At 63.6% G+C, this 26,805-nt stretch carries 23 protein-coding genes, 1 other RNA gene and 1 riboswitch; of the genes, 8 read left to right on the top strand and 16 right to left on the bottom strand.

Annotated elements, in window-relative coordinates; genetic code table 11:
• Positions 1–33: 33 nt before the first annotated feature.
• The 5 genes from GH659_RS09080 to GH659_RS09100 all read right to left on the bottom strand — a co-directional run bounded on the left by GH659_RS09080 (position 34) and on the right by GH659_RS09100 (position 5,073).
• Positions 34–825, bottom strand: coding sequence for a slipin family protein (locus GH659_RS09080; RefSeq protein WP_153111089.1), 792 nt, complete (start codon positions 823–825; stop codon positions 34–36).
• Positions 822–2,183, bottom strand: coding sequence for an NfeD family protein (locus GH659_RS09085; RefSeq protein WP_211364180.1), 1,362 nt, complete (start codon positions 2,181–2,183; stop codon positions 822–824). Before GH659_RS09085 ends, GH659_RS09080 begins: the two co-directional genes overlap by 4 nt.
• Positions 2,184–2,396: 213 nt before the next feature.
• A complete protein-coding gene (locus GH659_RS09090) occupies positions 2,397–2,834 on the bottom strand; it encodes a universal stress protein (RefSeq protein ID WP_153111091.1) in 438 nt (145 codons plus the stop codon).
• 79 nt (positions 2,835–2,913) lie between these two features.
• Positions 2,914–3,468, bottom strand: coding sequence for a peptidoglycan L,D-endopeptidase MepK (gene mepK, locus GH659_RS09095; RefSeq protein ID WP_153111092.1), 555 nt, complete (start codon positions 3,466–3,468; stop codon positions 2,914–2,916).
• A gap of 27 nt (positions 3,469–3,495) precedes the next feature.
• Positions 3,496–5,073 (bottom strand): L,D-transpeptidase family protein, encoded by a 1,578-nt coding sequence (locus GH659_RS09100; protein ID WP_246167789.1) that lies wholly within the window; start codon positions 5,071–5,073, stop codon positions 3,496–3,498.
• Between the two features lie 212 nt (positions 5,074–5,285).
• On the opposite strand from GH659_RS09100, the gene GH659_RS09105 reads away from it, so the two are divergent.
• Positions 5,286–7,670: a Lon protease family protein gene (locus tag GH659_RS09105; protein WP_153111093.1), complete on the top strand. Its 2,385-nt coding sequence runs from the start codon at positions 5,286–5,288 to the stop codon at positions 7,668–7,670.
• A gap of 211 nt (positions 7,671–7,881) precedes the next feature.
• Positions 7,882–8,442, top strand: coding sequence for a lipid-binding SYLF domain-containing protein (locus tag GH659_RS09110; RefSeq protein WP_153111094.1), 561 nt, complete (start codon positions 7,882–7,884; stop codon positions 8,440–8,442).
• A gap of 260 nt (positions 8,443–8,702) precedes the next feature.
• Here GH659_RS09110 and GH659_RS09120 read toward each other — a convergent pair whose 3' ends face one another.
• From GH659_RS09120 to GH659_RS09140, 5 genes are read right to left on the bottom strand one after another with little or no spacing between them, the layout of a single operon-like run.
• A complete protein-coding gene (locus GH659_RS09120; protein ID WP_153111095.1) occupies positions 8,703–9,992 on the bottom strand; it encodes a cobyrinic acid a,c-diamide synthase CobB in 1,290 nt (429 codons plus the stop codon).
• 2 nt (positions 9,993–9,994) lie between these two features.
• The gene (gene cobO / locus GH659_RS09125; protein WP_153111096.1) at positions 9,995–10,615 is read right to left on the bottom strand and encodes a cob(I)yrinic acid a,c-diamide adenosyltransferase; all 621 of its coding nucleotides are present in this window, start codon (positions 10,613–10,615) and stop codon (positions 9,995–9,997) included.
• 5 nt (positions 10,616–10,620) lie between these two features.
• Complete coding sequence (locus tag GH659_RS09130) at positions 10,621–11,400, bottom strand: ABC transporter ATP-binding protein (protein WP_153111097.1); 780 nt, start codon at positions 11,398–11,400, stop codon at positions 10,621–10,623.
• 1 nt (position 11,401) lies between these two features.
• On the bottom strand, positions 11,402–12,391 hold the full coding sequence (locus tag GH659_RS09135; RefSeq protein WP_153111098.1) for a FecCD family ABC transporter permease: 990 nt from the start codon (positions 12,389–12,391) through the stop codon (positions 11,402–11,404).
• 6 nt (positions 12,392–12,397) lie between these two features.
• The gene (locus GH659_RS09140) at positions 12,398–14,248 is read right to left on the bottom strand and encodes a TonB-dependent receptor domain-containing protein (RefSeq protein WP_170285855.1); all 1,851 of its coding nucleotides are present in this window, start codon (positions 14,246–14,248) and stop codon (positions 12,398–12,400) included.
• Positions 14,249–14,405: 157 nt separating this feature from the next.
• Positions 14,406–14,641, bottom strand: a riboswitch (cobalamin riboswitch).
• Between the two features lie 185 nt (positions 14,642–14,826).
• Here GH659_RS09140 and GH659_RS09145 point away from each other — a divergent pair.
• From GH659_RS09145 to GH659_RS09165, 5 genes are all read left to right on the top strand, one after another.
• A complete protein-coding gene (locus GH659_RS09145) occupies positions 14,827–15,033 on the top strand; it encodes a hypothetical protein (RefSeq protein ID WP_153111100.1) in 207 nt (68 codons plus the stop codon).
• A gap of 8 nt (positions 15,034–15,041) precedes the next feature.
• Entirely contained in the window at positions 15,042–15,395 is a 354-nt protein-coding gene (locus GH659_RS09150; protein WP_153111101.1) for a cell division protein ZapA, read from the top strand.
• A gap of 12 nt (positions 15,396–15,407) precedes the next feature.
• Positions 15,408–15,591: non-coding RNA, 6S RNA (gene ssrS, locus GH659_RS09155), on the top strand.
• Positions 15,592–15,752: 161 nt separating this feature from the next.
• On the top strand, positions 15,753–17,309 hold the full coding sequence (locus GH659_RS09160; RefSeq protein WP_153111102.1) for a protein adenylyltransferase SelO: 1,557 nt from the start codon (positions 15,753–15,755) through the stop codon (positions 17,307–17,309).
• A gap of 102 nt (positions 17,310–17,411) precedes the next feature.
• The gene (locus GH659_RS09165; RefSeq protein WP_153111103.1) at positions 17,412–17,666 is read left to right on the top strand and encodes a TIGR02647 family protein; all 255 of its coding nucleotides are present in this window, start codon (positions 17,412–17,414) and stop codon (positions 17,664–17,666) included.
• A 21-nt stretch (positions 17,667–17,687) separates the two neighbouring features.
• Here the strand turns inward: GH659_RS09165 and dsbD are convergent, their stop codons facing one another.
• The 6 genes from dsbD to lgt form a co-directional block, all read right to left on the bottom strand.
• Positions 17,688–19,469, bottom strand: a complete 1,782-nt coding sequence (dsbD, locus tag GH659_RS09170; RefSeq protein ID WP_153111104.1) for a protein-disulfide reductase DsbD — start codon at positions 19,467–19,469, stop codon at positions 17,688–17,690.
• A gap of 8 nt (positions 19,470–19,477) precedes the next feature.
• On the bottom strand, positions 19,478–19,822 hold the full coding sequence (cutA, locus tag GH659_RS09175; protein ID WP_153111105.1) for a divalent-cation tolerance protein CutA: 345 nt from the start codon (positions 19,820–19,822) through the stop codon (positions 19,478–19,480).
• A 58-nt stretch (positions 19,823–19,880) separates the two neighbouring features.
• Positions 19,881–21,506, bottom strand: coding sequence for a hypothetical protein (locus tag GH659_RS09180; RefSeq protein ID WP_153111106.1), 1,626 nt, complete (start codon positions 21,504–21,506; stop codon positions 19,881–19,883).
• A gap of 120 nt (positions 21,507–21,626) precedes the next feature.
• Entirely contained in the window at positions 21,627–22,040 is a 414-nt protein-coding gene (gene mce, locus GH659_RS09185) for a methylmalonyl-CoA epimerase (protein WP_153111107.1), read from the bottom strand.
• Positions 22,041–22,128: 88 nt separating this feature from the next.
• Positions 22,129–23,517: a malonyl-CoA decarboxylase gene (locus tag GH659_RS09190; protein WP_153111108.1), complete on the bottom strand. Its 1,389-nt coding sequence runs from the start codon at positions 23,515–23,517 to the stop codon at positions 22,129–22,131.
• 59 nt (positions 23,518–23,576) lie between these two features.
• The gene (gene lgt / locus GH659_RS09195) at positions 23,577–24,374 is read right to left on the bottom strand and encodes a prolipoprotein diacylglyceryl transferase (protein WP_153111109.1); all 798 of its coding nucleotides are present in this window, start codon (positions 24,372–24,374) and stop codon (positions 23,577–23,579) included.
• A 222-nt stretch (positions 24,375–24,596) separates the two neighbouring features.
• On the opposite strand from lgt, the gene ilvD reads away from it, so the two are divergent.
• Positions 24,597–26,456 carry a dihydroxy-acid dehydratase gene (ilvD, locus tag GH659_RS09200; protein WP_153111110.1) on the top strand — a complete coding sequence of 620 codons (1,860 nt, stop codon included), beginning with the start codon at positions 24,597–24,599 and terminating at the stop codon, positions 26,454–26,456.
• The last annotated feature ends 349 nt before the right edge of the window (positions 26,457–26,805 follow it).

Here is a 26,805-nt window from a genome sequence, read left to right on the forward strand (position 1 = left end):
GGAACACCCGAATCGCTCAGGGAGCATCCCGCCTTATTCGCCCTTGCCGCTCTGTCCGCCCATCCCGCCCTTGAACAAGGTATCGACGATGTCCATCGGCATCGGAAAGACAATCGTCGAACTCTTGTCGCCGGCGATATTCGTCAGCGTCTGCAGATAGCGTAATTGCATGGCCTGTGGCGACTGCGCCAGGACCTGCGCCGCTTCCAGCAGTTTCTCCGACGCCTGCAATTCGCCTTCGGCATGAATCACCTTCGCCCGCCGTTCACGCTCGGCCTCGGCCTGACGGGCGATGGCGCGCACCATCGAGTCGTTGATATCCACGTGCTTGATCTCGACATTGGCCACCTTGATGCCCCACGAGTCGGTCTGTGCGTCGAGGATCTGCTGAATATCGACATTCAGCCGTTCGCGCTCGGCGAGCATGTCGTCCAGCTCATGCTTGCCGAGCACCGAACGCAGCGTCGTCTGCGCCAGTTGCGATGTCGCCTCGAAATAGTTCTCGACGTGAATGATCGCCTTTTCCGGATCGACGACCCGAAAATAGACGACGGCATTGACCTGAACCGACACATTGTCGCGCGAGATCACATCCTGGCTCGGCACGTCCATCACCACCAGGCGCAGATCCACCCTGACCATCTGCTGGATGCCCGGCACGATGAGGACAATCCCCGGCCCTTTCACTTTCCAGAAGCGACCGAGCAGAAACACCACGCCACGCTCGTACTCGCGCAGGATGCGGATACTGGCCACCGCCAGCATGACCAGCAACAGCACCGCCCCGCCCCAACCGACATTCCAGCCAAATTCCCAGACCCTCATTTGCGCGCTCCTTTTTCACCGTTGCCTTCCGGTTCAACCACGAGCAGCAGCCCTTCCACCGCCACGATCCGCGCCGCCTCGCCATTCGCCAGCGGCGCCGACGTCCTCGCCCGCCAGCGCTCGCCAGAAGCCCGCACCCATCCCTCGCGCTCAATGTCCTCAAGCGCCAGCGCGGGCGCACCAAGCATTGCCTCGACCCCGGCCACAGCCGGACGGCGGCGGGCGCGCAGGGCAAGCGCACCGGCACCGCCGAGCACCAGCGCACTGACCGCGGCCAACGGCACGATGAAAGCCAGCGACACTTCGAGCCCCGGCACGTCGCCGTCGATCAACATGAGCGATCCGGCAATAAACGCCACGATGCCGCCGATGCCGAACGCGCCGAAACTCGGCACAAAAGCCTCGGTCACCATCAGCGCCATGCCCAGCAACAACAGCAACGCACCGACGGCATTGATCGGCACCATGGCGAGCGCGTAAAGCGCGAGCAGCAGACAGATCGAACCGATAATGCCGGCCACGCCGAATCCCGGCGTGTAAAACTCGAACAGCAGCCCATAAACGCCGAGCATCAGCAGAATCAGCGCGATGTTCGGATCGGCAATCATCGCCAGCAAGCGTTCTTTCCAGTTCGGCGCGATCACTTCCACGTTCGCTCCGGCGAGGGCGAGCGTGATTTCACCGGAGGCCAGCGCCACCCGGCGCCCCTCCACACCGCGCAACAACTCCGGCAGATCAGCCGCCACCAGATCGATCACGTTCTGCTTGAGCGCCTCCTCGGCCGACAGGCTCTCTGCCTCGCGCACGGCGCGTTCGGCCCACTCGGCATTGCGTCCCCGCAATTGCGCCAGACTGCGGATGTAGGCGGCGGCGTCGTGGACGGATTTTTTCTCCAGGGTCGTTGCGGAGGAGGGAGAAGAGGCGCCGTTCTTGTCGGCCCCGTTTTTCCCCTGATCGGGCTTGCCGGCGCCGCCGATGCCGATCGCCACCGGCGTGGCCGCACCGAGATTGGTCCCCGGCGCCATTGCCGCGACATGGCTGGCATAAAGCAGATACGTGCCGGCACTGGCGGCACGTGCACCGGCCGGCGCGACCCAGACGGCAACGGGAACGGGAGAGGCAAGCAACCCTTGGATCATTTCGCGCATCGCCGAATCGAGACCGCCCGGCGTATCGAGCTTGAGCACCAGCAGAGCGGCGCTGGCACGCTGCGCCTCGTCCAGCGCGCGTCCGAAATACGCCGCACTGGCCGGACTGATCGGACCGCCAATCTCGGCCACCTTGACCGTCGCCGGAAACGTTGGCAAGGCCAGCGATGACAGCAGCAAGGCGACCACAAGGACGAAAAGACGTTTCATCATCCCCTCGCACGGACATGGCCGGGATTCGGCCGTCTACCCACCATAGCAGCCGCGCGGAGGATTTTCCCGGCGGGTCAGAGCATCCACACTTCGCCCTCTTCGTCGGCAATCGCGATGCAATCACCGATGTGGAAAGGCTCGGTAAAAATAATCGGGAAGAAAAAGCGGCGGTCGCCATGCCGCCGCCGAAAAGGTGGTCGTTTCCGGGGGTCAGCGATAGACGAGTACGGGAACCTTCGAATGGGTAAGCACTTTTGTCGTCTCGCTGCCGAGCAACAGGGCGTGCACGCCATGCCGCCCATGCGACGCCATGAAAATCAGATCGCAGCCGTTCTCGGCCGCCGTCGCGATGATCGCTTCATAGACCGCGCCAGGCGCATGCACGACCTTGGTGCACGCGACACCGGCCTCTGTGCACAGGCGCTCGACGAAACCGAGAATTTCCTGCGCCTCTTCCTCGGCCAGTTGCGCGAAACGTCCGGTGGCGTCGAAAACCAGCCCCTCGCTGGCATAGGATTCAGGATATTCCTTCATCACATGCACCGCCGTAATCGCGGCACCCGCCTCCTTGGCAAAAGACACCGCCGCGCGGACAGCGGCCTCGGAGAGCGGCGAACCATCAGTCGGCACGAGAACATGCTTGAACATAACGCCTCCTTGCGGATTGGTCGGGGGTGTGTAGTTAAACATAGACAGTGGCGCGCCGGATGTACATGCCTCGCCGGCGTTACCAGCTGCGCACACGCCCGGTGTCGACATGGACGAACTGCTCGCGCGGATAAAAGCCGACACCGCCGATCCGCGACGACAGCGCCGCATCGCGCAGATCGCTCAACGGAACGCCAGCCAGCCGGATATCGATGGCTTTTCCTTCCATGTGCAGGCTGTGCTTGGCCACACCGCCGCTGCGCGTGTTGCGCAGGGTCGAATTGGTGGTCGGGCAACGGTAGCCGGAAATGATCTGGAATGGCGCCTCGCTGCCCAACTCGAGTTTCAAATGGTGCAGCAGATCGAAGAGTTGCGGATCCATCCGCCCCACTTCGCCGGAGTAATGGTCGCGCAGGAAGCGGTTCATCAGGGTCAGCGCTTCCGGCACGTACTGTTCGCCGAGTGCATAGACAACTTCGAGCCGTTCGCCGGTGTGGGTATGCGCAAAGGCGAGCGAACGCGCTCCGGCCTGCGTGGCCAAGACGGGACGAGCCAGCGGCAGGGCGACTCCGGCCACCGCCAGTTTCGCCATGTGATGAAGAAAATGACGGCGAGTGGGCTTGTGATGTTTCATGATCGGCAACCGGCAAAAAACGGGCGTTCATATTGCCTGTTTTTTGAGCAGAAGGGTAGCTTGTCCCTGCCGATTATCCTTCCGGTTGATTTGTTCGAGCGCCTCGTCGAGCCGCCGGTCCTGCCCGTAAATGTCGGGGAAGAAATGCACCACGCCCTGCTCATCAGCCAGCACCGTGTGGTAAGCGATCACCACCCGCACCGGTTCGCGCAGACGCAACGTCGATGACACGCCTTTGGCCATCACCTCGCGGATGCGCGCTTCATCCCAGGCCGGGTCGTTCTGGAGCACGAACATCGCCAGCGCGACCGGTTCCTCGACGCGGATGCAGCCGTGGCTGAAGTCGCGCCGGTCCTTCTCGAACAGCCGCGGCGTCGGCGTGTGGTGCAGGTAGATGTTGTCCTTGTTCGGGAAGACGAACTTGATGTCGCCCAAGGCATTCATCGGGCCCGGGCGCTGACGGATGCGCATCTGGCCGCGCTGCACGGCATCGAGCGATTCTCTCGACAGCCGCCGGCTCACCCGCCCGTCGCTGGCGACGAATTCAAAGCCCTGCTGATGAAAATAACCCGGCTCGCGGCGCAGCCTGGGCACGGTTTCGCCGCGAGCGATCGACGGCGGAACGTTCCAGTACGGACTGAATTCGATGAAACGCATTTCCTCGTCGAACAGCGGCGTGCGCGTGTTGAGCGCCTTGCCGACGATGACTTTCATGTCCACCTTGATGTCGAGCCCGCCATCACGCACCTCGTAAGCCCGCAGCCGGAGCTCCGGCACATTGACCACGACCGTGCGCGGTGCATCGAGCAGCGGCGTCCACCGCAACCGCTCCATGGTCAGCTCGATCTGCCGCACGCGTACGGAAAGCGGCACGTTCAGCTGTTCCAGCGTGGCGCGACCAATCACGCCATCCGGCGTCAGGCCGTGACGCCGCTGAAACGATTTGACGGCATCCACCAACGCCCCCTCGTAGCGTGGCGGCGTCTTGCCATTCCAATCGGCAAGATCGCCGACGACGGACAGGCGCTGGGTCAGCAAATCCAGGCCGGCATACGGCTGCCGCGGTTCGAGCTTGCCGCCGGCGATGGCCGGCAACGGCGCCAGCCAAGCGGCCTCCGTCGCCGGATCGACGGCCAGCGCCCCGTAATGCGCGAGCGCCCGGCGCAGCCTGTCATAGAGCGGCAACGCCGGTGCGGCGCGCGCTGCCGCGTCGGGCAAGCGCCCTTCGGCCACGGCGGCGCGCAGATAGGCCGCCGGATTGAAGGCGTCGATGGGACGCACGACAAAGTTTTCCTCGATCTGGCGCGGATCGATCTGGCCGGAATGTAAATCGGAAAGATAGCGCTGCATCGCCTCAGTCAATGCGTCGTCGAGGCGGCTGATCGTCTCGGCCGGCAACACGACTCCCTCGTTCGTCGCCGCCAGCGTCCGACCGAGCAATTCGGCGTGATAGTTCTCCGCTTTCAGCCCGTCCTGCGCCGCCGATTGCAGGGTTTTGACCGCCAGCCATGCCTGCTGGTGCGGCCGCCCACCGTCGAACCACAGCGGTTCATCGGCCGCGGAAGCACCTGCGCCGAGCGCCATGCAGCAGAAAACTGCGACCACGCGCCCCCCTCGACGCAGCCGTTCACCGACAAACCCCGTCAATCCGGAAGGGCGCACTTGAACTCCCCTTTTTGTGCATGTCTTCATTGATCAGCCTAAACCATGATTTCGTTCTCGGCCAACGTTCCAAAAAGGCGTGACGCCGGGGAAATCGTCTATGCTGAAAATACGCTGTGCCTGCCTTGACCGTCCAAAACAACAAAGGACCGACCATGCCCACCGTCAACGCACTCGACGCGCAAATGCTCTACCAGCACTGCGATCCGTCCCACCTCCCGTTCGAAACGACCGACGACCTTGCCGCCGCCACCGAGATCGTCGGCCAGGAGCGTGCCGTCGACGCGATCCGGCTCGGTCTCGACATGCGTCATCCCGGCTACAACCTCTTCGTGCTCGGCGATGCCGGCAGCGGCCGCCATTCGGCCGTGCGCCGGCTGCTCGAAGCCAAGGCCACACAGGAACCGCTGCCCAGCGACTGGTGTTACATCAACAACTTCGCCGAGCCGAACAAGCCGCGCCTGCTCAGTGTGCCGGCCGGGCGTGGCGGCAAGCTCAAGCGCGACATGCAGCAATTCGTCGCCGAATTGTCGAAAGCGATTTCAGCGGCTTTCGAGAGCGATGAATACCGTTCGCGCCTCGAAGCCATCAACGAGACGTTCAAGGCGCGCGAGGAAAAGGCCTTGCAGGAACTGGCCCGTGACGCCACCGACAACGGCATCGTCCTCGTGCGCACGCCACATGGTTTCATCTTCGCGCCCCTGTCCGGCGAGGAGCCGATGGAGCCGCCCGAATTCGACAAGCTGCCCGATGCCGAGCGCGCACGCATCGGCGATCTGATCAAAACCTTCAGCGAGCGCCTGAAGCAACTGATGGTGCAATTTCCGCGCTGGCGGCGCGAGGTACAGGCGCAGATCAAGGAGGCGAGCCGGGAGACGCTGAGCCTCGCCGTCGGTCACCTGATCGAGGAACTGAAGGACGAGTACCAGGACCTGCCGGACGTCCTCCACTTTCTCGACGAGGTGATGCACGACATCGTCGAGGAAGGCGAACAACTGCGCGAACAGCCGCGCGGCGAGGGCGACGCGTCGAACATGGTCGTCAGCGGTGGCCTGTCGACACTGCGCTATCAGGTCAATCTGCTCGTCGACAATTCGGAGGCCAAAACGGCACCGATCATCTTCGAGGACAACCCGATCTACCCGAACCTCGTCGGCCGCGTCGACCACATCTCGCAGATGGGCACGCTGTTGACCAACTTCACGCTGATCAAGCCCGGCGCGCTGCAACGCGCCAACGGCGGCTACCTCGTGCTCGACGCGCTGAAGGTGCTGCTCCAGCCTTACGCCTGGGAGGGTCTGAAACGGTCGTTGCGTTCGGGACAGGTGCACATCGAATCGCTCGGGCAGGCGTACGGGCTGATCAGCACGATCTCGCTCGAACCGCAGCCGATGCCGATCAACCTGAAGGTGCTGCTGATCGGCGAGCGGCGCATCTACTACCTGCTCAAGGCGCTCGACCCGGAATTTGCCGAACTGTTCAAGATCGGCGCCGACTTCGAAAGCGAGCTGGTACGCGACGCGACCAACACCCGCCTCTACGCCGAATACATCGCCACGCTGGCCCGCCAAGCCGGGTTGCGCCCCTTCGAGCGCGACGCCGTGGCCCGCGTCATCGAGCATACGGCACGGCTGTGCGGCGACGCCGAGCGGCTATGCACGAGCCGCTGGAAAGTCTCCGATCTGCTGCAGGAAGCCGACCACTGGGCCGGTAGTGCCGGGCGCCCGACCGTACGCCGGGAGGACATCGAAACGGCACTCGCCGCCAGCCTCCGCCGCGCCGACCGCATCCGCAGCAAGTATCAGGAAGAAATCCTGCGCGACACGCTGCTCATCTCGGTGAGCGGCGAGCGCATCGGCCAGATCAATGGCCTCGCCGTCGTGGCGCTCGACGACTTCCGCTTCGCGCATCCGGTGCGCATCACGGCGACGGCGCGCGTCGGCAGCGGCGATGTGATCGACATCGAGCGCGAAACGGAACTCGGCGGTCCGATCCATTCGAAGGGTGTCTTGATCCTCTCCTCCTTCCTCGGCGCGCGCTACGCCCGCACCGTGCCGCTGTCGCTCGACGCCAGCCTCGTTTTCGAGCAGTCGTACGGGCCGATCGAGGGCGACAGCGCGTCGATGGCCGAACTGTGCGCCCTGCTCTCGGTGCTCGCCAAAACGCCGATCCGCCAGTCGCTGGCCATCACCGGCTCGGTCAATCAGTTCGGCGACGCGCAGGCCATCGGCGGCGTCAATGAAAAGATCGAAGGTTTCTTCGACATCTGCCAAGCGCGCGGCCTGGCCGGCGACCAGGGCGTGCTGATTCCGGCCGCCAACGTCAAGCACCTGATGTTGCGCCAGGACATCATCGACGCCTGCACCGCCGGCCGCTTCGCTGTCTTCCCGTACAACAATGTCGATGAAGCGATCGAACGGTTGACCGGCGTCCCGGCCGACACCATCAACGCCCAAGTCGCCGCCCAACTGACCGAGCTTTCCGAGCTGCGCAAGGCCTTCGCGGAATCGAATGACAAAGGAGGAAAGGATCGCGGCTGAACCGCTTTCAACCCAAACCCCTCACCACAGAGACACAGAGGCACAGAGGCACAGAGAAGATCGATAAAATCCTTTCTCTGTGCCTCTATGTCTCTGTGGGTCGACTATGGTGTACAAGCGGGGGTGTCTCGCCAATGGAATAGACAGTACGCCGTCGGCGTGTTCGCCGCGCCGTCCATGTCCATGCAACGCATTCCACCAGGAGTACAACATGACAAAAACATTCAACCGAATCGTGCGATTTCTCATCGTAACGCTGACAGCGGCAATCGCTTTGACTGGCATGTCGCCCGCCGGCGCCGCTGACAAAAATCTGCTCACCCAGGATGCGAAAGCCGCTCTGCAATCGCTGTACAAAACGCATCCGGGCGCCAAAACGCTCGGCGCACAGGCCGCCGGCATTCTGGTCTTCCCGAAGATCGTCCGCGCCGGATTCGTTGTCGGTGGATCCGGCGGCGAGGGCGTGCTGTTCAAGAAGGAGAAGGCCCATTCGTACTACAGTTCCGGCAGCGCTTCGGTCGGGCTGCAGGCCGGCATGCAGTCGTTCGGCTACGCGGTATTCTTCCTGACCGAAAAGGATCTCAAGAACTTCCAGAACAGCAAGGGTTGGGATATCGGCGCGGCCCCCACGGTAGTCGTCATCGACGCCGGCGCAGGCAAGGAATTCAATACCGCGACGGCCAAGAAGGGCATCTATGCGTTCGTCTTCAACCAGGAAGGATTGATGGCGGGCATGGCGCTGCAAGGGCAGAAGATCACCCGGATCAAATAAGCGGTCATCTGGCCGTCCCTCGTGCTTGACGGCCAAGGAAGACAGGTTGCTGCCGCCGTGGCCACCCGCAAGCCTGACCAGACCTTGTCACAGAATGACCGCGTTACCTGGAATGACTTGCGGCCGATCGTCCACTCCTGGGCTAAGCAGTTCCGTCAGGGACTCGACGAATTGCGCGGCCAGACTGTTCGTTGAACGGCTCTTAGCAGGAGCGAAGCGCGCCGCGTTCTTTCCGGCGCGCTCGCTTTTTGCGGCAACCGTCACCGGAACAGCGCGGCAACAACGTCAGGATTCGACGGGAAATAGAGGTGCATGTAACTGGCCGTCAGGCGCTTCCGACGATAGACCGCTTCGCCTGGACGGCCGTCGGCGCGCGTCGTGATGCAGCACGGTTCACGCGGGGTTTCCGTTCGTGAGTAGTGGAAGGCATGCCCGCGCAGCACGCCTTCGGGCAACGCGGCTTCCTGCATGCCAAGTCCGGCCAGCCGTTTCTGCATGACGACCTGGCCCGGCAACAGGCCGGCGAGCGGAAATTCGTTGCCGTCGACATCGCGCATCGATGCGAACAGCGCCATCATGCCGCCGCACTCGGCGAGCAGCGGCTTGCCGGCGTCGAAATGCGCCGCCAGCTCGGCCCATAAGGACTGATTCGCCATCAGCCTGGGACCGTGTAATTCCGGGTAACCGCCCGGCAGCCAGACGGCGTCGCAGGCGGGCAGCGCCGCATCGACGAGCGGCGAGAAATAGGTGAGCGTCGCGCCAAGCCGTTGCAGGCAATCAACGTTGGCCGAGTAGAGGAAACAGAACGCCGCGTCCTGCGCGACAGCGATTGTCTTGCCCCGCAAGAGCGGCGGGATAGCCGGCGGCGGCACGTCGGCAAATTCAACGGGCGGCGGCAGTTGCGCGGCCGCCGTCGTCGCCAGCAAATCGGCCATGCGGTCGATGCGCTGCATCAGCCCGTCGATTTCGGCGGCCGGCAGCAGGCCGAGGTGACGCTCGGGCATCGCCGCCTCGGCATCGCGCGGCAGGTGACCGTACCAGGCGATGTCCGCCGGCAGGCTCTTTTCCAGCAGTTCAGCGTGATAGGCGCTGCCAACGCGGTTGGCGAAGGCGGCCTTGAGCGGCGTGCCGGGCTGGTAGTTTTTCAGGCCGTAGGCGATGGCGCCGAAGCTGTTGGCCATCGAGGCGCCGTCGATCACGGCCAGAATCGGCAGACCGAGCTGGCGCGCCAGTTCGGCGGCCGACGGGCTGCCGTCGTAAAGCCCCATGACGCCTTCGACGAGAATCAGGTCGGCGTCGCGTGCCGCTTCGGCCAATCGCCAGGCAATGTCGGCCGCGCTACACATCCACAGATCGACGTTCTGGCACGGCGCGCCGCTGGCGATGGCGTGAATCTGCGGATCAAGGAAGTCGGGACCGCACTTGAAAACGCGCACCTTGCGGCCGAGCCGGGTGTGCAGGCGGGCCAGCGCGGCGACGACGGTGGTTTTGCCTTGGCCGGAAGCCGGCGCGGCAACGAGAAAAGCGGGGCAGGAAATGTTTGGCGCCATGCTCACCACTCCAGTCCGGGCATGGCTTTGACGCCGGCCTTGAAGGCATGCTTGACCAGCGTCATGTCGGTCACCGTATCGGCGGCGGCGACCAGCGCTTCCGGCGCCGCCCGCCCGGTGATGATCACATGCTGCATCTTCGGCCGCGCCGCGAGCACTTCCAGCACGGCCGGCAATTGCAGCCAGCCGTACTTGAAGGCGTAGGTCATCTCGTCGAGCACGACAAGGCCGATCGCCGGATCGTTCAGGTAGCGGCAAGCCAGCGCCCACGCCGCCTGCGCCGTCGCCACATCGCGGTCGAGATTCTGGATTTCCCAGGTAAAGCCCTCGCCGGTGACGTGCCAGTGCAGCGCCTCCGGCATGGCCTTGGCGGCCTGCTGAAAAAACGCCTCCTCGCCGGTATCGGAACGCCCCTTGACGAACTGGATGACGGCGACTTTCATGCCGTGCCCGAGCGCGCGGGCGACGACGCCGAACGCCGCCGAGGACTTGCCCTTGCCGTTGCCGGTATTGACGACCAGCACGCCGCGCTCTTCCTGCGCGGCGGCGATGGCGCCGTCGACCACCGCCTTCTTGCGCGCCATGCGCTCGGCGTGGCGTTCTTCCTTGCTTGATTCGCTCATGGCATTCACCGTGGAATAAAACTGATCTGGCCGTCGCATTCGTAGGCCAGCATCGGATATTGGTAGAGCGCCGACAGCCGCTCGGCGGTCAGCATGGTCTTGGCCGGGCCGCTTTCGGTCAAGCCATCGCCATGCACCAGCAGCACACGGTCGCAAAAGCGCCAAGCCAGCGCCGGTTCGTGCAGCACCATGACGACAGCGGCATGGTTCTCGCGCGCCGCCTTGGCGAAGAGGTCGAGCATGGCGATCTGGTGCTTGAGGTCGAGGTAGGCAATCGGCTCGTCGAGCAGGAACAGTTGCGGTTCCTGTGCCAGCAGCGTGGCGATCGCCAGCCGCTGGCGTTCGCCGCCGGAAAGCGTCTGGATGTCGCGCCGCTCGAAGTCGGCGAGATCGACGGCGGCCAGCGCGGCGCGGACAATCTGCGCATCCTTGGCCGATTCCCAGCCCCAGCGTTCCAGATGCGGATGGCGCCCGACCAGCGCCGTCTCCAGTACCGTCGAGGCAAAGGCATCGCCGCGCGATTGCGGCAACCAGCCACGAATCAGGGCGCTTTTACGGGCGCCGAGCTCGGCGTAGGTCGCGCCCTGAATTCGCACCTCGCCACCCTGCGGCGCCCGCAATCCGGCCAGCACCGAGAGCAGCGTCGACTTGCCGGCGCCGTTGCAGCCGAGAATCGCCAGCCGCTCGCCGGCTTGCAAACTCAGGTCGAGATCGCGGCAGAAGCTGCGCTGGCCGATGGCGACCGTCAGTTTCCGCGCTTCGAGCAAGGGCGCCTCAGTCCGCATCTCAGCGCCCCCGCCGCGCATCGCGGGCCAGCAGAAAAAGGAAAACCGGCACGCCGATCAGCGCCGTCAGCACGCCGACCGGCAACTGCTGCGGTGCGATCACCGAGCGCGCCAGCGTATCGGCGATCACCAGCAGGCTGCCGCCGGCCAGCGCCGACGCCGGCAGCAGCAAGCGCTGGTCGTTGCCGGCCGCCAGCCGCACCAGATGCGGCACGATCAGGCCGATGAAACCGATCGAGCCGGCCTGCGTCACCGCCGCGGCAGTCGCCAGCGAGGCCACCAGATAAACGCCCTTGCGCAAGCGACTAACCTGCACGCCGAGCGTCTGCGCCATGTCCGACCCGCGCGCCAGCAAATTGAGTTCGCGGGCGAACGGCATGGCGACGAGCAGAATCGCCGCCAGCACGCCGAGCACCAACCCCGGGCTGCTCGCCTGCGAGAGGTCGCCCATCAACCAGAACAGCATGCCGTGCAATTTATGATCGGGGGCAATCGACAGAATCAGCGCGACCATCGCGCCGCAGCCGGCGGCGACGATGACGCCGGTCAGCAACAATCGCGTTTGCGTCCAGCTGCCGTCGCCGTGCGCCAGCCCGAAAACGACGAGCATCGCCGCCAGCGCGCCGACAAACGAGGCACCGCTGATACCGGCGACGCCGACGCCAAAAAGAATGGCGAGAATCGCCCCAACCCCCGCCCCGCCCGAAATGCCGAGTACATACGGATCGGCGAGTGGATTGCGCAACAACACCTGCAACAAGGCGCCAGCCAGAGCCAACAGCCCGCCGCAGGCAAAACCGGCCAGCGCACGCGGCAAACGCAGGCTGCGCACGACTTCGCCCGAAACGCCGTCCGCGCCGCCGAACAACGCCGCCAGCACCTCGGCCGGCGGAATCCGGATGCTGCCCGCCACCAGCGCCAGCAGAATGCTCAGCAGCGCCACCCCGGTCAGGGCGGCGAGGATAAGCAGGGCGCGGCGGCGGGTGGGCATGGTGGTTTACTTCGGCTGATAACGGATACCGACCATCCCATTGACGCCGGCCGTCCCGTAGTCATCCACCAGCTCGTACTGCTTGTCGAACACGTTGTTGATGCGGGCAAACAGCGAGACGTTCCGGTCGATGCGGTAGTTGGCCGTCAGGTTGAGCAGCGTATAGCCGCCAAGGCGCACGGTATTGGCCACATCGTTATAGCGCTCGCCACTGCTCACGACTTCGCCGCCGAACGTCCACGCACCGGTCATGTAATCGGCGCCGACGTTGGCGTGCTTGCGCGCACGCCGGGTCAGCAGGTTATCCGTTTCCGTGTTGCGCGGATCCTGCAGATCGATCGCGGCACGCAACGAGAGCGGGCCGAAACTGCCCTTGTACGCCAGCGACCAGCCGGTAATGCGCGCTGAAGAAACGTTCTGCGGCACATAGAACCACGATCCGGCGGGGGTCTCTTCCCACTGGATGAGGTCGTCGATGCGGTTGTGGAAGTAGGTCACCGACGCGGCATGTGGCCCGGCCTCATAGTGCAACGCGAATTCGCGGTTGTGGGCGTACTCGGGCTTGAGGTCCGGGTTACCCTGCCCCATGTAAGGCATATACGGATAGTAGAGATCGTTCATCGACGGCGCCTTGTAGGCTGTGCCGTACGAAGCGTGGGCACGGAAAGCGTCGCTGATCTGGTAACCGTAGGCGGCCGAGCCGGTCGTCTTCGAGCCGGTTTGCGAGATGTCGTCGTGCCGCGCATTGAACTGCCAGCGATGGTTCCCCGCCGACGCACCCCAACCGGCCAACAGCGACTTGATCGTGCGCTCGGTCTTGTCGTACTGCTGCGTCGCCTCCACATCCTGCCGCAGCCATTCGGCGGCCAGCAAGGCTTTGCCGAGCGGCAACGCAATGTCGTTCTGCCAGGAGAACTGATCCTGATCGGTGCGCACCGAACTCGCCTTTACGCCATCCACATAATAAAACGCATCATCGGTGCCGCGCCCGAGACGGACCGTGCTCTGCCAGTCCGGCAGAATCCGGTTGCGCGAATAGAGGCTGTAACTGCTGACCCGGATGTCGTTGCGGTAATCCTTGGTCGCCGACGCCTTGTAGCCGCCGTCGTAATCGTTGCTGCCGTCGCTCGAGAAAGTATTCAGGCCGATCTCGTGATCGTTGTTGAAACGATAGGCAAGGTTGCCGCTAAAGCTCTTGTCACGGAAACCATCATCGTCCGGATTGTATGAATTGTTGTTCTTGTTCCTGATGTTGGAAAAGCCGTTGGTATCGTCGTAAGCCGCCTGCAGGCTGTATTTCCAACCCTCATTCTGGCCGCTGACGCCGGCCGACAGTTTCTGCGTTGCGTCGCTGCCGTAGGCGGCTTCAAGATTGAAGGCGGCCGGGCCGCTGCCCTGCCGGGTAAATATCTGGATGACGCCGCCGATCGCCTCCGAACCGTAGAGAGATGAGGCCGGGCCGCGCAGGATTTCGATGCGGTCAACCTGCGCGAGCGGGATTCTCGACAGCGCTGTCGTGCCGAGCGTGGCCGAATTGACGCGCATGCCGTCGATCAGCACCAAGGTATGCTCGCTGTTGGTGCCGCGAATGAACAGGCTCGACGTGCTGCCGGCACTGCCGCTTTGCGTAAACTCGATCCCGGGCTGGCGAGCCAGCAATTCCGGCAAACTGGACTGGCCAGCGGCTTCGATCTCCTCGCGGGAAATCACCGAGACGTCGGCCAGCAACTCATTGGCGCGCTGCGCCTGCCGGGTGGCCGTGACGACGATGGTTTCGGCTTCCGATTCGGCCGCCATGACGGGGAAAGCAGCCATCAGCGCAATCGCGCCCGCCGCCAGAGAACAACGTGGATACATTCGGACTTCTCCCAATGCGCCGGCAAGCGTCCCCGCATGCCGGCAGACAAATAAACGGATGCGCATCAGGGAAAACCAGGAAGCGAATGAGCGAACGCCGCGCACGCGAAGTGCGAAACAAGCACATGCATCCGGAGTCCGCTTCCCCGCGGCACATCCTTCGATGGCGTGCATGGCCGGTATCCGGGCTTACGAGTCTTGATGCTTCGCCTTCCCAGGCATTTTTCGCCCAGTGGCCTGCCGAAACATCCACACTCGCTTACCGTTGCGGGGGCAGCACAGGCATTGCGCCGTTTGCTTCGGTCCTCAAACCAGGACCGGACGACACGCACCTGTTTCCCGTTTAACCGCCACATGGAAAACGCGGGCGGCACCTTGCACGGTTTTCGTCACGATGCCGGGCACGCCATCGTGTAACGATGGGCATCAGACAACGAACGAAAGTCACGGAGTATAACAAAAGCCATCCGTCGAAGGGCATCTTTCACGACTAAGGCACTGAATTAGCGCAACAAATGGCATGCCCCGCAGACACCGCCCCTTGACGCTCCTCGCTTTATGAAACTATAGTCCGCGCCATGGAAAACGAACTCGACACGCTCGAATACAAAGTCGCCCAAGTCGTGGCGTTATGCCACGCGTTGCGTGCGGAAAACCAGCAACTGCAGCAGAAGCTCACCAACGCGGAAGCCGAAAAGGCGGCACTCGCCAGCCGCATGGATGCCGCACGTATCCGGCTTGAGCAGATCGCCGAGCAGTTGCCGGATTCATCAAACCCCGCCTGAGTCCTCGCATGCCCAACGAATCGAACCACCTCGACATCACCCTGCTCGGCAAGGAATACCGCGTCGCCTGCCCGCCCGAGGAACGCGATGCCTTGCAGGCGGCCGTCGCCTACGTCGACGCCAAGATGCACGACATCGCCGAAAAGACGCACAGCAACATATCCGAGCGCATTGCGGTGATGGCCGCACTGAATATCGCGCACGAACTACTCTCGGCACAACAGTGTTCGTACGACATGCCGGAGCCCTATCTGACCGCCGGGTCAGAAACAGGGGTGGACATCGAGGCGGCAACGGATAGAATCAAGTCCATGGAGGCACAACTTGACGCGGTGCTCAAGCACCAAGAAGAGTTGCTCTAAGCCTCAAAAGGTTGTTCCCTGCGGTGTTTGTGAAGGCCATATATTCCTTGAACCAATGCTAAATTGGCATCGGTTACTGACCAGCGAAGCCGCTGTTGTGCCAGCCCCTCTGACGGGCCAGCCTGATGCGGAAGGAAAGTAGCCTCCTCTGAACTCCGGTTCAGGATGCCGGCCTAACGGCACTTGCGGGGACATTATTTGACAGCGTGGAAAGTCCGGAAAACCCGGCTTCCACGCTGTTTTCATTTGGGGACGCCGTTGCCGAGCAGGCCCCGGCCTGCAAAGCGGAACGGGAACCTGCCCCGGCCAGCCGGTGCCCAACCGGTTGTTTTGTCACAGCCTTCTGGCACAACATCCATGCCGCATTTTGACAACCGCTGGCTGCGTGAGCTACCGGGCGACACCTGCACGCAAAACCACCCCCGCCAAGTGCACGAGGCACTGTGGTCGACTGTCACGCCGGAAGCTGCCCCCAACCCGCGTCTGCTCGCCCATTCGCGCGAAGTCGCCGAACTTCTCGACCTCGACGAGGCGACGATTCGCTCCCGGGACTGGCTTGGCGCACTCTCGGGCAATAGCCTGCTGGCCGGCATGGCCACCTACGTGACATGCTACGGCGGCCATCAGTTCGGCACCTGGGCCGGCCAACTCGGCGACGGCCGCGCCATATTCCTCGGCGAAGCAGTCAACGCGCAAGGCAAACGCTTCGAACTGCAACTCAAGGGAGCCGGTCCGACGCCTTATTCGCGCCACGCCGACGGGTACGCCGTGCTGCGTTCGTCGGTCCGCGAATTCCTCTGCAGTGAAGCGATGCACCACCTCGGCGTGCCGACCACCCGCGCGCTGTCGCTCGTCGCGACGGGAAAAACCGTCATCCGCGACATGTTCTATGACGGCCATCCGGCCGCCGAAACCGGGGCCATCGTTTGCCGTGTCGCGCCCTCCTTCACGCGCTTCGGCCATTTCGAACTGCCCGCCGCACGCGGCGACACCGCGCTGTTGCAGAAGTTGCTCGACTTCACGCTCGACCGGGACTTTCCCGATTTCGCCCACACGCATCCCGACGAACGGGTGGCCCGCTGGTTCATCGAGGTCTGCGAGCGCACGGCGCGCCTGATCGTGCACTGGATGCGCGTCGGCTTCGTGCACGGCGTGATGAACACCGACAACATGTCGATTCTCGGCCTGACCATCGATTACGGACCCTACGGCTGGATCGACGATTTCGACCCGCTGTGGACGCCGAACACGACCGATGCCGCCGGGCGCCGTTACTGCTTCGGCCGCCAACCGGACATCGCACGCTGGAACCTCGAACGACTGGCTGACGCCCTTTCGCTCATTGCCCCCGATCCCGGCGCGCTTGCCGAAGGAATCGAGCGCTACGACACGACCTATGATCGCGAATTCCGCACCGCCTTTGCCGCCAAATTTGGTTTCACCGGCTGGCGGGATGGAGACGACGACCTTGTGGAAACCGCCTTCCAGCTGATGTACCGGGGCGAAATCGACATGACTGTGTTTTTCCGCACCTTGGGCCAGGTCGATCTTGAGGTACCGGACATCGACAGTCTGCGCGACGCGTTCTACGCTGGCGCGAAGTTTCGGGCCGTCGCCGGCGAACTCGCAACCTGGCTCCAGCGCTGGCGCCAGCGGATCAAAAGCGACGGGCGCCCCAACGACAGGCGCCTATCGGCCATGAACGCCGCCAACCCGCGCTACGTCCTGCGCAATTATCTGGCCCAGCAGGCGATCGAGCGCGCCGAGGCCGGCGACATGACGATGATTGACGAGTTGCTCGAAACGCTACGCCACCCTTACGACAACCAGCCGGGCAAAGAGGTTTTTGCCGCCAGACGCCCTGACTGGGCACGCCGCAAGCCCGGCTGTTCGATGCTCTCATGCAGTTCCTGAACGAACGATCATCCGCAGCACACCGCACCTCGCCATAACGGACAAAGCGCGTAGAATGGATCTCGCGGCATTCACCGCCATCTGCCAGAGGAGCGACCGATCATGCCTTACACCACCGAGCTGGTTCATGAACTCAACGCCCTGACCCGCTTCAGCCTGGACAGCGGACAACAGGGCATCAAGGTCCACAAGACGGCCGATCCGGCCGTCATCGCCGCCGTGCAGCGCCTGCACGCCAAGGGCTTGGTCACGCAAACGGATGGCGGCTATCTGACAAGCCTCGGCCACGAGGCGGCCGAACTGGCGACCCCGCTACTCGGCATCCTGACCGAAGGCGCGGCGGCGACGGTCGGTTAAGCACCTGGCCGCCCTTGCTCCTTAAGGAGCGACGGCTGCCAGCGTTTTCAGAAACTCGTCGGCATCCTGATAGCCGACGACCCTGCCCCCCTCGATTTCGCGGCCAGCGCGATCGAAAAAGATCAGTCCGGGCGGCCCGTAGAGGCGAAAGCGCGCCAACAGCGCCTTGTCGGCCTCGGAGCTGGCGGTCACGTCGGCTTGCAGCAGGCGCCAGCCGGCCAGCTTGGCGCGCACACGCGGGTCAGCAAAGGTAAAGCGCTCCATTTCCTTGCAGGAGACGCACCAGTCGGCATAGAAATCGAGCATGACCGGCGCGCCGGGTTGCTGCAGGCGCGCATCGAGTTCCGCCACCGAGCGCACACGCTCGAAAGAAAGAGCCGGCGACACGCGATCCGGCGCGCTGGCGCGCAGACCGGCGAGCGGCTGCAGCGGATCCTTGGCGCCCGACAGCACACCGACCAGCGTGGCGACCCCGGCGCACAGCATGACCACCCCGATGCCTTTCCAGAACCGGTGCCAGCCGCCCGCGTGCGGCGGCAGGGGGTCGAGCGCATGCAGATAGACAGCGGGCAGGATCAGCAGCAACGCCCAGGCGCTCATCTGCACGGCGAGTGGCAATAGCGGCGAGACGACCCACACGGCCATCGCCAGCAAAACGACACCGAACGCTTTGCGCACGGCTTCCATCCAGGCCCCAGCTTTCGGCAGCAGCGTCCCGGCGGAGAGGCCGATCAGCAGCAACGGGGAACCCATTCCCAATGCCAGGCAGAACAAGGCCAGGCCACCGAGCAACGCGTCACCGGTTTGCCCGATGTAAAGCAGCGCCCCGGCCAGCGGCGCGGCGACACAAGGGCCAACGATCAACGCCGACAGCGCCCCCATGGCCGCCACACCGGGCAGCGAACCTCCCTTGAAATGCGCGGCTTCGCCCGAAACCCGGCTTTGCACGAAGGCCGGCAACTGCAGCTCATAGAAACCGAACATCGACAGCGCCAGAGCGACGAAAACCAGCGCCATGCCCCCCAGCACCCAGGCGTTCTGCAAGGCGGACGATAGCAACTGGCCCGAAAAGCCGGCGGCGACACCGGCCAAGGTGTAGGTCACAGCCATGCCGAGCACGTAGGCCGAGGCCAGCGCGAAACCCCGCCCGTGGCTCAGCGCCTCGTCGTGGCGACGGGCGCCGGCAATGATGCCGGACAGGATCGGGAACATCGGGAAAACGCAGGGCGTCAGCGCCAGCAAGAGTCCGAAGCCGAAAAAACTCGCCGCCACCAGCCAGATTTCCGCTTCCCCGAGCAGGCGGGCAATGCGCCCCGATTCGTCGTTTCCGGCCGACGTAACAGGCGGAGAAACAGGCCGAGAAACAGCCGCCGCCACCGGGTCCGGCAATTCGATGCCGAACGCCTGCGTCTGCGGCGGATAACACACGCCCACCTCGGCGCACCCTTGCGAGGTGACATTCAGCAACAGCGGCAAGGTGCCCGAACTCGCACGCTCGACCGGCAAACGGATGGTCACGCTGTCGTGATGCACTTCGACCCGGCCGAACGTCTCATCCAGCTTTTCCTTGCCGGCCGGGATCACCGGTGCGCCGAATTCGACCACCGGCGGCACGGCGGCAAAACGGAACTTGTCACGGTACAGGTAATAGCCGTCGGCAATTTCGAAATGGACTTCGACCGTCCGTCCATCGACCGCCCGCGCAGAGGGTTTGAACGCCAGCGCCGGCGGCAGGGGATCGGCAGCCTTGGCGCCAACGCACAGGATCAGCAACAGAAAACACCGGAACAGGCGAACGATCATGGCGGAACTCAGGCGATGGATTGTTCGTCGGACAACAACTCGCCCGCCTGCGTTTCCGCGCTCACCCAATCGAGATAAGCGGGGAGTCCCCCGGCGACCGGCAACGCGACGATTTCGGGCAACTCGTAGGGATGATGCGCCCGCACTGCCGCCTCCAGTTCAGGATAGCGCTCGGCCGTCGTCTTGATAAGCAAAGGCACCTCGACTGCGCGCTCGACCTTGCCCTGCCAGCGATACATCGAACGGCAAGGCGCCAGAATGTTGACGCAGGCGGCGAGCCGCATTTCGATCAACAACGCGGCGAGCGTTTCCGCGGCCATCTGATCGGGCAGATTGGTCAAAACCAGCAACATAAACGACCTCCTGGGTTATGGATCAGCTATACGCCGCACCAACGCGACTCGCGCCAGTTCAGTCGCGAGAAGCTGGCGATACTTCGCGCACGAGCGACCAGCGCTCGTTGTCGCCACTCCGTTCGAGCAATGCGCCGAGCTGCAAGGCGAGCGTCGACTCGTTGAGCGCATCGACGATCCGGATCGATTGCGGCAGCGCCCGCGCAGACACGCCTTCCGGCAAGATCACCGTTGCACTGGAGCCACCCGGCTGATTCGGCAGCAGCAAGGCCGGATGGCGCGACAAGCGGCCAACCGGACGCTCTCGAATCTCGACGATCAGCGGCGACGGCTCGCCGGCAAGCGCGCTCGCCGAGACGCACAGCCCGCCTTCCTGCCGCATCCGCAAACGATCGATCCGCGCCAAGAGCCAGCCCCCCGGCGGGCCGACGCGCAAGGCGAGCAGACTGCCGAGCCGGAAACGGGACGGCGCCGCAGCCTCCGCCAGCCTCATCAGGCTGAACTGGCCGCCGTTTTTTGCGGCGACGCGCCAGCTTTCGACCACCCGCTCGTCAAAGCGGCTTTCGTCCCCCGGCACATGACCAAAAACGGCGAGCTGCTGGCGCTGCAGATAGCCACCATATTGCTGCAATGGATCATCAACCGCCTTCCGGAGCCCTTTACCCCCCAACAACCGGAAGATGGCCTCGACGCCCGGCACGACATCCATCGGCACGAACGCCGCCACATCGGCCGTCAGCGCGGCAGACGGAGACGCCAGATTGACCAGCAAGCGGCTCAGCAGAGATACGCAGGCGTCGGCAGGCAGCGCGCTGCCCAGCTTCAACGCTTCCGGCGACTCGCCCTTGGCCAGCGCATCGAGACGCTGACGGATTTTCCGCCGCACGCCATCAAGCCCCAGCCAACGCTCCGCAGCTGATCGATCATTCGAAAACGGACTGTCCTGCGCAAGATCGAGCGGCAGGCAAACAGCGCCTTCGGACGGAGCCAGCAGCACCTCGGCCCGTTCCCGCCAGCGGGAAAGCCAGCGTATCACCGCGGAGAACTGAACGCGGCTGAACGAGTCCGGACCGGCCTGATGCAGCATGAGCGCCATGCTGTAGTGACCGCAAGCCGTCGCCGCGCGGCCTTCGCCCCAAAGGCGGTCGTCGACCGGTTCGCGCGCGATGCCGAGCCGTTCGGCGGCGGCAAAAACAGCGTGCAAATCCCGCCAAAAGCCGGGTGCCGGCAGCGTTCCCGCCACATAGGCAGCCAGTTGCTCCATGCGCAAACAGGCCAACACCCGCTGCGTCACCTTGGCACGGTATTTGGCGAGCGCATCATCCTGCTTCAGACAGGCCTGCAAGCATGTCAGATAGCCGACGCGACACGCCTGCCAGATGCCGTACGCCGAATCGAACGCCGATTGCTCGGCCGGCAACAGCGGCAACGCCTTGAACTCGAAGCGCCGCTGCGCATCGAGGCAGACGGTGAACACGATCTTGCGCAACACCTCCAGCGTTTTGAGGCGCTCGCGCGGAGAAACTGGAATTTGATTGAAGAACCGAAGTTGCGGAAGCAATTCGGCCAGCATGGCGGATGTATTCGCCAGCGGCTGGCTGGTCAGCCAGCGTTCTGCACTGTGGGCATCGGAAAATGCCGCCCTGATTTCTGTTTGCGTTTCTGCCAAGCAAGCCCCGGTCATTGACGCCCCTTTTATGGGTTAAAAGCCGCCCGGGCGGGGCGGCTTTCGACAGATCCGGCAAAAGACGGCCATCCTGACAGCGGAGTGACTCAACCCTTCTGCCGCAACAATCCGGATGGATTATTTCTTGCTTGGATCTTCACACAGCTCGAGCAGCACGCCGTGCGTCGACTTCGGGTGCAGGAAGGCGATGTCCAGACCTTCAGCGCCCTTGCGCGGAGCCTTGTCGATCAGTTGCACGCCGTTCTGTTCCAGTTCGGTCAGGTTTTCCTGAATGCCGCTGACAGCGATGGCGATGTGCTGGATGCCCTCGCCCTTCTTCTCGATGAATTTACCGATCGGGCCGTCCGGTTCGGTCGATTCGAGCAGTTCGATCTTCGACTGGCCGATCTTGAAGAAAGCAGTGCGAACCTTCTGTTCCTTCACTTCTTCGATGGCATAGCACTTCAGGCCCAGCTGCTTTTCCCAGAACGGGATGGCTTCGTCGAGGCTTTTGACAGCAATACCGATATGCTCAATGTGCGACAGATTCATTGCGTTTTCCTTTAACGAGGGTGAAACAAAGTTGCGTTGGTACAGACGGCGATTATCCAATAAAAATCAACGTTTGAGTGCCGGCACGCTAATCGTCGCGTGCCGCGCGCCTCACCGCGCCGGAGGTGACGACGGTCCCCTCGCGCGAAAAGGCTTCCACGTTCTTCTCGATGCTGTCAGGGTCGTAGAGATAGTTCACCATCAGCCCGTAGGACTGCTTGAGGCCATTTTCGGATGTATCGGCAAAATAGTTGATGCGCTCGATGCGCGCGCCGTTGCCGAGATGGAAACGCGACACCGGATCGACGGGGCGGTCGCCGCTTTTGGCGGTCAGGAAGTACTTGGCGGCAAGCCGCGTCAGCCCCGGCTGCAGCGCGCGGACGAGGCGCGGCTGGGCCGCCCATTCATTGCTGGCCAGCAACTTGCGCACATCCTCGGCGGATTCGATGGCGGCCCCCAGCTCCGCAGCGTGACGTGCGACGCGCACGAGCATTTCCTTGTTGAAGACCTGATCCCATAGCTCGGGATTCTTGTCCAGCCAGCGCCGCAAACCGGGGATCGGCGACAGCGTGGCGAAGGTCGTCAGACGCGGGAAATCGCGCTTGAGATCCTCGACGACGCGCTTCAGCAGGAAGTTGCCAAAGGAAACGCCGCGCAAGCCGACCTGCGTGTTCGAGATCGAATAGAAGATGGCCGTCTTGGCGCGCTGTGCGTCGAACACCGGTGCCTTCTCGTCGAGCAGCGCCTGCACGTTGTCGGCCAGTTCCTCGACCAGCGCCACCTCGACGAAGATCAGCGGCTCCATCGGCATGCGCGGATGGAAGAAGGCGTAGCAACGTCGGTCCGAATCGAGCCGGTTCTTGAGGTCGCTCCACGAACGGATTTCGTGCACCGCTTCGTACTCGATCAGTTTCTCAAGCAGCCCCGCCGGGGAATTCCACGAGATGCGCTGCAGTTCAAGGAAGCCGACGTCGAACCAAGCAGAGAGCCGCGTTTCGAGTTCGCGATCCAGAGCCCGCAGTGCCGGGTCTTTCTCCTGCAGACGCAACAGGTCGGCACGCAGGTCGACCAGGAACTTGACGCCCTGCGGCATCGCATTGAACTGCGTCAGGATGCGCAGGCGCGACGAACGCATCGCCGCCCGCAACGCCGACTCGGCGGCCCATTGCTCATCGTTGCCGATCGCCGCCTGATATTTTTCGTGCGCCCTGGCCACCGCTTTCGGGTCCGGCCCGAACTCCGTCGCGATCAGCCGCAGGAAGGCCAAGCGCCCGGCATCGCCCAGCCCGAGATACGTTTCGGCCAGCCGCACCGCACGCTGACGGGCCGAGATTTCACCTCCGGCCCCCGCCACACATTCCTTGAGTTGCTCCTGCACCTGCGCCAGCTTGCGGGCACTCAAACCACCGTCGGTTTCCCGCTCGCCGAGCAACTTGCGGACCTTTTCGATACCCCGTGCAACAATTCCTTCGGACACTTCGTTTCTCCCGATCAACCGTCAGGCGAGCGAAAGCCACACGTGCTCGCAGACGGGCGTCAAACACGCTGCCGATAAGCCCAGGCCAGCATGACACCACCGGCCACAATCATTGGCAGGGACAACCACTGCCCCATGCTGATGACTTCCGACAACCCGAAAATTCCGGCATCCGGCGTACGGAAATACTCGGCCAGAAAACGGAAACAGCCATAGCCAGCGAGGAACGCACCGGATACGGCACCACGCGGCCGGTCGCCGCGCGCAAACAACCACAGGATGATGAACAGCGCCACGCCCTCCAGCCCCGCCTGATAGAGCGGCGACGGATGGCGCGGCAGGTTATCGACATGCGGAAAGACCATCGCCCACGGCAACGAGGGATCGGCGACCCGCCCCCACAATTCACCATTGATGAAGTTGCCGATGCGGCCGGCGGCCAGGCCGAGCGGCACGAGCGGGGCGATAAAGTCGGTGATTTCGAGCCAGTGCTTGCCCGTCTTGCGAGCGAAGAGCGTCATCGCCACCAGCACGCCGAGAAAGCCGCCGTGGAAAGACATGCCGCCTTTCCAGACCGCGAAAATCTGCGTCGGGTGCGAAAAATAGTAGCCAGGCGCGTAAAACAGCACTTCGCCCAAGCGGCCACCAACGATGACGCCGAGCACGCCGTAAAACAGCAGATCGTCGAGATGCTGCACGGTCCAGCCGGTGCGCTGGTAATACGGATGCGTCTGAATGCGCAGCTTGCCGAGCCACCAGAACTGGAGGAAGGCCGCCAGATACATCAGGCCATACCAGCGGACAGCAAAAGGCCCCAACGAGAAGGCCACCGGATCGAACTGGGGAAAGGTCATCATGGTGAAAAACATTATACCCACCGATAGCGGCGAACATGCCGTCATTTCCCGGCATAGGAAGCGCTTCGTCGGCCATCGCGAAAGACGCGCTTCCCACCGGATGAGCACCGCTGTTCCTTTTCCGTCAGCCGGCTTCGCCAGCGAACTCTTTCCGACGCTCTTTCGGTAGAATTGACCAATTCGACGTTTGCGTCCGCAAATCGCTTTCAAGGAGACCCCGACATGCCCGATTACCGTTCCCGCACCTCGACCCACGGCCGCAACATGGCTGGCGCCCGCTCGCTTTGGCGCGCCACCGGCATGAAGGATGGCGACTTCGGCAAGCCGATCATCGCCGTCGTCAACTCCTTCACCCAGTTCGTGCCGGGCCACGTGCACCTCAAGGACCTCGGTCAGATGGTGGCACGCGAGATCGAAGCGGCCGGCGGCGTCGCCAAGGAATTCGACACCATCGCCATCGATGACGGCATCGCCATGGGCCACGACGGCATGCTCTACTCGCTGCCCTCGCGCGACCTGATCGCCGACTCGGTCGAGTACATGGTCAACGCCCACTGCGCCGACGCCATGGTCTGCATTTCCAACTGCGACAAGATCACCCCGGGCATGCTGATGGCCGCGATGCGCGTCAACATCCCGACCATCTTCGTTTCCGGCGGCCCGATGGAAGCCGGCAAGGTCGTGCTGCACGGCAAGGTCATTCACCTCGACCTCGTCGACGCCATGGTCCAGGCGGCCGACAGTTCCGTCTGCGACGCCGACGTCGACGCCATCGAACGCTCCGCCTGCCCGACCTGCGGTTCCTGCTCCGGCATGTTCACCGCCAACTCGATGAATTGTCTAACCGAGGCGCTCGGCCTGTCGCTGCCGGGCAACGGCACGCTCGTCGCCACCCACGCCGACCGCAAGGAACTGTTCCTCAAGGCCGGCCGCCAGATCGTCGAACTCTGCCGCCGTTACTATGAGAAAGACGACGCCTCGGTGCTGCCGCGCGGCATCGCCACCTTCGAAGCCTTTGAAAACGCCATGACGCTCGACGTCGCCATGGGCGGCTCGACCAACACCGTGTTGCACCTCTTGGCCGTCGCGCAGGAAGCCGGCGTCGATTTCACGATGGCCGACATCGACCGCATCTCGCGCAAGGTGCCCTGCCTGTGCAAGGTCGCTCCGATGACCGACAAGTACCACATCGAGGACGTGCATCGCGCCGGCGGCATCTTCGGCATTCTCGGCGAACTCGACCGGGCGGGCCTGATCCACCGCAAGACCGCGACCGTGCATGGCAAGAACCTCGGCGAGGCGCTCGACATGTGGGACGTCATGCGCCACGGACAGGACATCAAGGTGCACGAGTTCTACCGCGCCGCGCCGGGCGGCATCCCAACCCAAGTCGCCTTCTCGCAGGACAAGCGCTTCAACGAACTTGACCTCGACCGCACGCACGGCTGTATCCGCGACAAGGCCAATGCCTACTCGCAGGAAGGCGGCCTCGCCGTGCTGTTCGGCAACATTGCCGAAGACGGCTGCATCGTCAAGACGGCGGGCGTCGATGAAAGCATCTGGAAATTCACCGGCAAGGCGAAGGTTTTCGAAAGCCAGGACGCGGCCGTGCAAGGCATTCTCGGCGACGAAGTCAAAGCCGGCGACGTCGTCGTCATCCGCTACGAAGGCCCGCAAGGCGGCCCGGGCATGCAGGAAATGCTCTACCCGACCTCGTATCTCAAGTCGAAGGGACTCGGCAAGGACTGCGCGCTGCTCACCGACGGCCGTTTCTCGGGCGGCACCTCGGGCCTGTCGATCGGCCACGCCTCGCCGGAAGCCGCTGAAGGCGGCGCCATCGGCCTGATCGAAGACGGCGACACCATCGAGATCAACATCCCCGCCCGCAGCATTCAGCTCATGATTTCCGACGCCGACCTCGAAGCCCGCCGCGATGCGATGGAAGCGAAGAAGGACCAAGCCTGGCAACCGGCCAAGCCACGCCCGCGCATCGTTTCCAAGGCGCTGCAGGCTTACGCGCTGATGGCCACGTCGGCGGCCAAAGGCGCGGTACGCGACCTCGATCAGCTCAAGCGCCGCTAATCCCCGGGAGCCCGCCGCCACCAGCCAAAGAAGAACATGAACCTCCCCGGCTTCGTCCCACGCCTTGCCGCCGACTCCCCGGTCGCGGCGGACGAAGCCGGCCCGCTGGCCCGCGAGACTCTCCAGCAGAAGCCCCTCACAACGCCCCGCCGGTACCACACCGCGACGGGGCGTTGTTTTATCCGCCGCACCAAAGCAGTGCTTGCAGCCAATCGCGCTGCACTCGATTTAGCCGCAAGCACTTGCGCTCCCCTCCGTCGGCTGATGGCACGAATCATGCGTCCGCCGGCCACGTCACACGTCCGTAACTGCCAGAACCTTTTTCCCACCCAACGCTTCCGGAGGTAAA

This window comes from Propionivibrio limicola, assembly GCF_009469695.1.
GTDB classification, from domain to species: domain Bacteria; phylum Pseudomonadota; class Gammaproteobacteria; order Burkholderiales; family Rhodocyclaceae; genus Propionivibrio; species Propionivibrio limicola.

Excerpts from the sequence above, each read along its gene's own strand:
- GH659_RS09080 (WP_153111089.1), bottom strand. The coding sequence starts at position 825 with ATGAGGGTCTGGGAATTTGGCTGGAATGTCGGTTGGGGCGGGGCGGTG.
- GH659_RS09085 (WP_211364180.1), bottom strand. The coding sequence starts at position 2,183 with ATGAAACGTCTTTTCGTCCTTGTGGTCGCCTTGCTGCTGTCATCGCTG.
- GH659_RS09090 (WP_153111091.1), bottom strand. The coding sequence starts at position 2,834 with ATGTTCAAGCATGTTCTCGTGCCGACTGATGGTTCGCCGCTCTCCGAG.
- mepK (WP_153111092.1), bottom strand. The coding sequence starts at position 3,468 with ATGAAACATCACAAGCCCACTCGCCGTCATTTTCTTCATCACATGGCG.
- GH659_RS09105 (WP_153111093.1), top strand. The coding sequence starts at position 5,286 with ATGCCCACCGTCAACGCACTCGACGCGCAAATGCTCTACCAGCACTGC.
- GH659_RS09110 (WP_153111094.1), top strand. The coding sequence starts at position 7,882 with ATGACAAAAACATTCAACCGAATCGTGCGATTTCTCATCGTAACGCTG.
- GH659_RS09120 (WP_153111095.1), bottom strand. The coding sequence starts at position 9,992 with ATGGCGCCAAACATTTCCTGCCCCGCTTTTCTCGTTGCCGCGCCGGCT.
- cobO (WP_153111096.1), bottom strand. The coding sequence starts at position 10,615 with ATGAGCGAATCAAGCAAGGAAGAACGCCACGCCGAGCGCATGGCGCGC.
- GH659_RS09130 (WP_153111097.1), bottom strand. The coding sequence starts at position 11,400 with ATGCGGACTGAGGCGCCCTTGCTCGAAGCGCGGAAACTGACGGTCGCC.
- GH659_RS09135 (WP_153111098.1), bottom strand. The coding sequence starts at position 12,391 with ATGCCCACCCGCCGCCGCGCCCTGCTTATCCTCGCCGCCCTGACCGGG.
- GH659_RS09140 (WP_170285855.1), bottom strand. The coding sequence starts at position 14,248 with ATGTATCCACGTTGTTCTCTGGCGGCGGGCGCGATTGCGCTGATGGCT.
- GH659_RS09145 (WP_153111100.1), top strand. The coding sequence starts at position 14,827 with ATGGAAAACGAACTCGACACGCTCGAATACAAAGTCGCCCAAGTCGTG.
- GH659_RS09150 (WP_153111101.1), top strand. The coding sequence starts at position 15,042 with ATGCCCAACGAATCGAACCACCTCGACATCACCCTGCTCGGCAAGGAA.
- GH659_RS09160 (WP_153111102.1), top strand. The coding sequence starts at position 15,753 with ATGCCGCATTTTGACAACCGCTGGCTGCGTGAGCTACCGGGCGACACC.
- GH659_RS09165 (WP_153111103.1), top strand. The coding sequence starts at position 17,412 with ATGCCTTACACCACCGAGCTGGTTCATGAACTCAACGCCCTGACCCGC.
- dsbD (WP_153111104.1), bottom strand. The coding sequence starts at position 19,469 with ATGATCGTTCGCCTGTTCCGGTGTTTTCTGTTGCTGATCCTGTGCGTT.
- cutA (WP_153111105.1), bottom strand. The coding sequence starts at position 19,822 with ATGTTGCTGGTTTTGACCAATCTGCCCGATCAGATGGCCGCGGAAACG.
- GH659_RS09180 (WP_153111106.1), bottom strand. The coding sequence starts at position 21,506 with ATGACCGGGGCTTGCTTGGCAGAAACGCAAACAGAAATCAGGGCGGCA.
- mce (WP_153111107.1), bottom strand. The coding sequence starts at position 22,040 with ATGAATCTGTCGCACATTGAGCATATCGGTATTGCTGTCAAAAGCCTC.
- lgt (WP_153111109.1), bottom strand. The coding sequence starts at position 24,374 with ATGATGACCTTTCCCCAGTTCGATCCGGTGGCCTTCTCGTTGGGGCCT.
- ilvD (WP_153111110.1), top strand. The coding sequence starts at position 24,597 with ATGCCCGATTACCGTTCCCGCACCTCGACCCACGGCCGCAACATGGCT.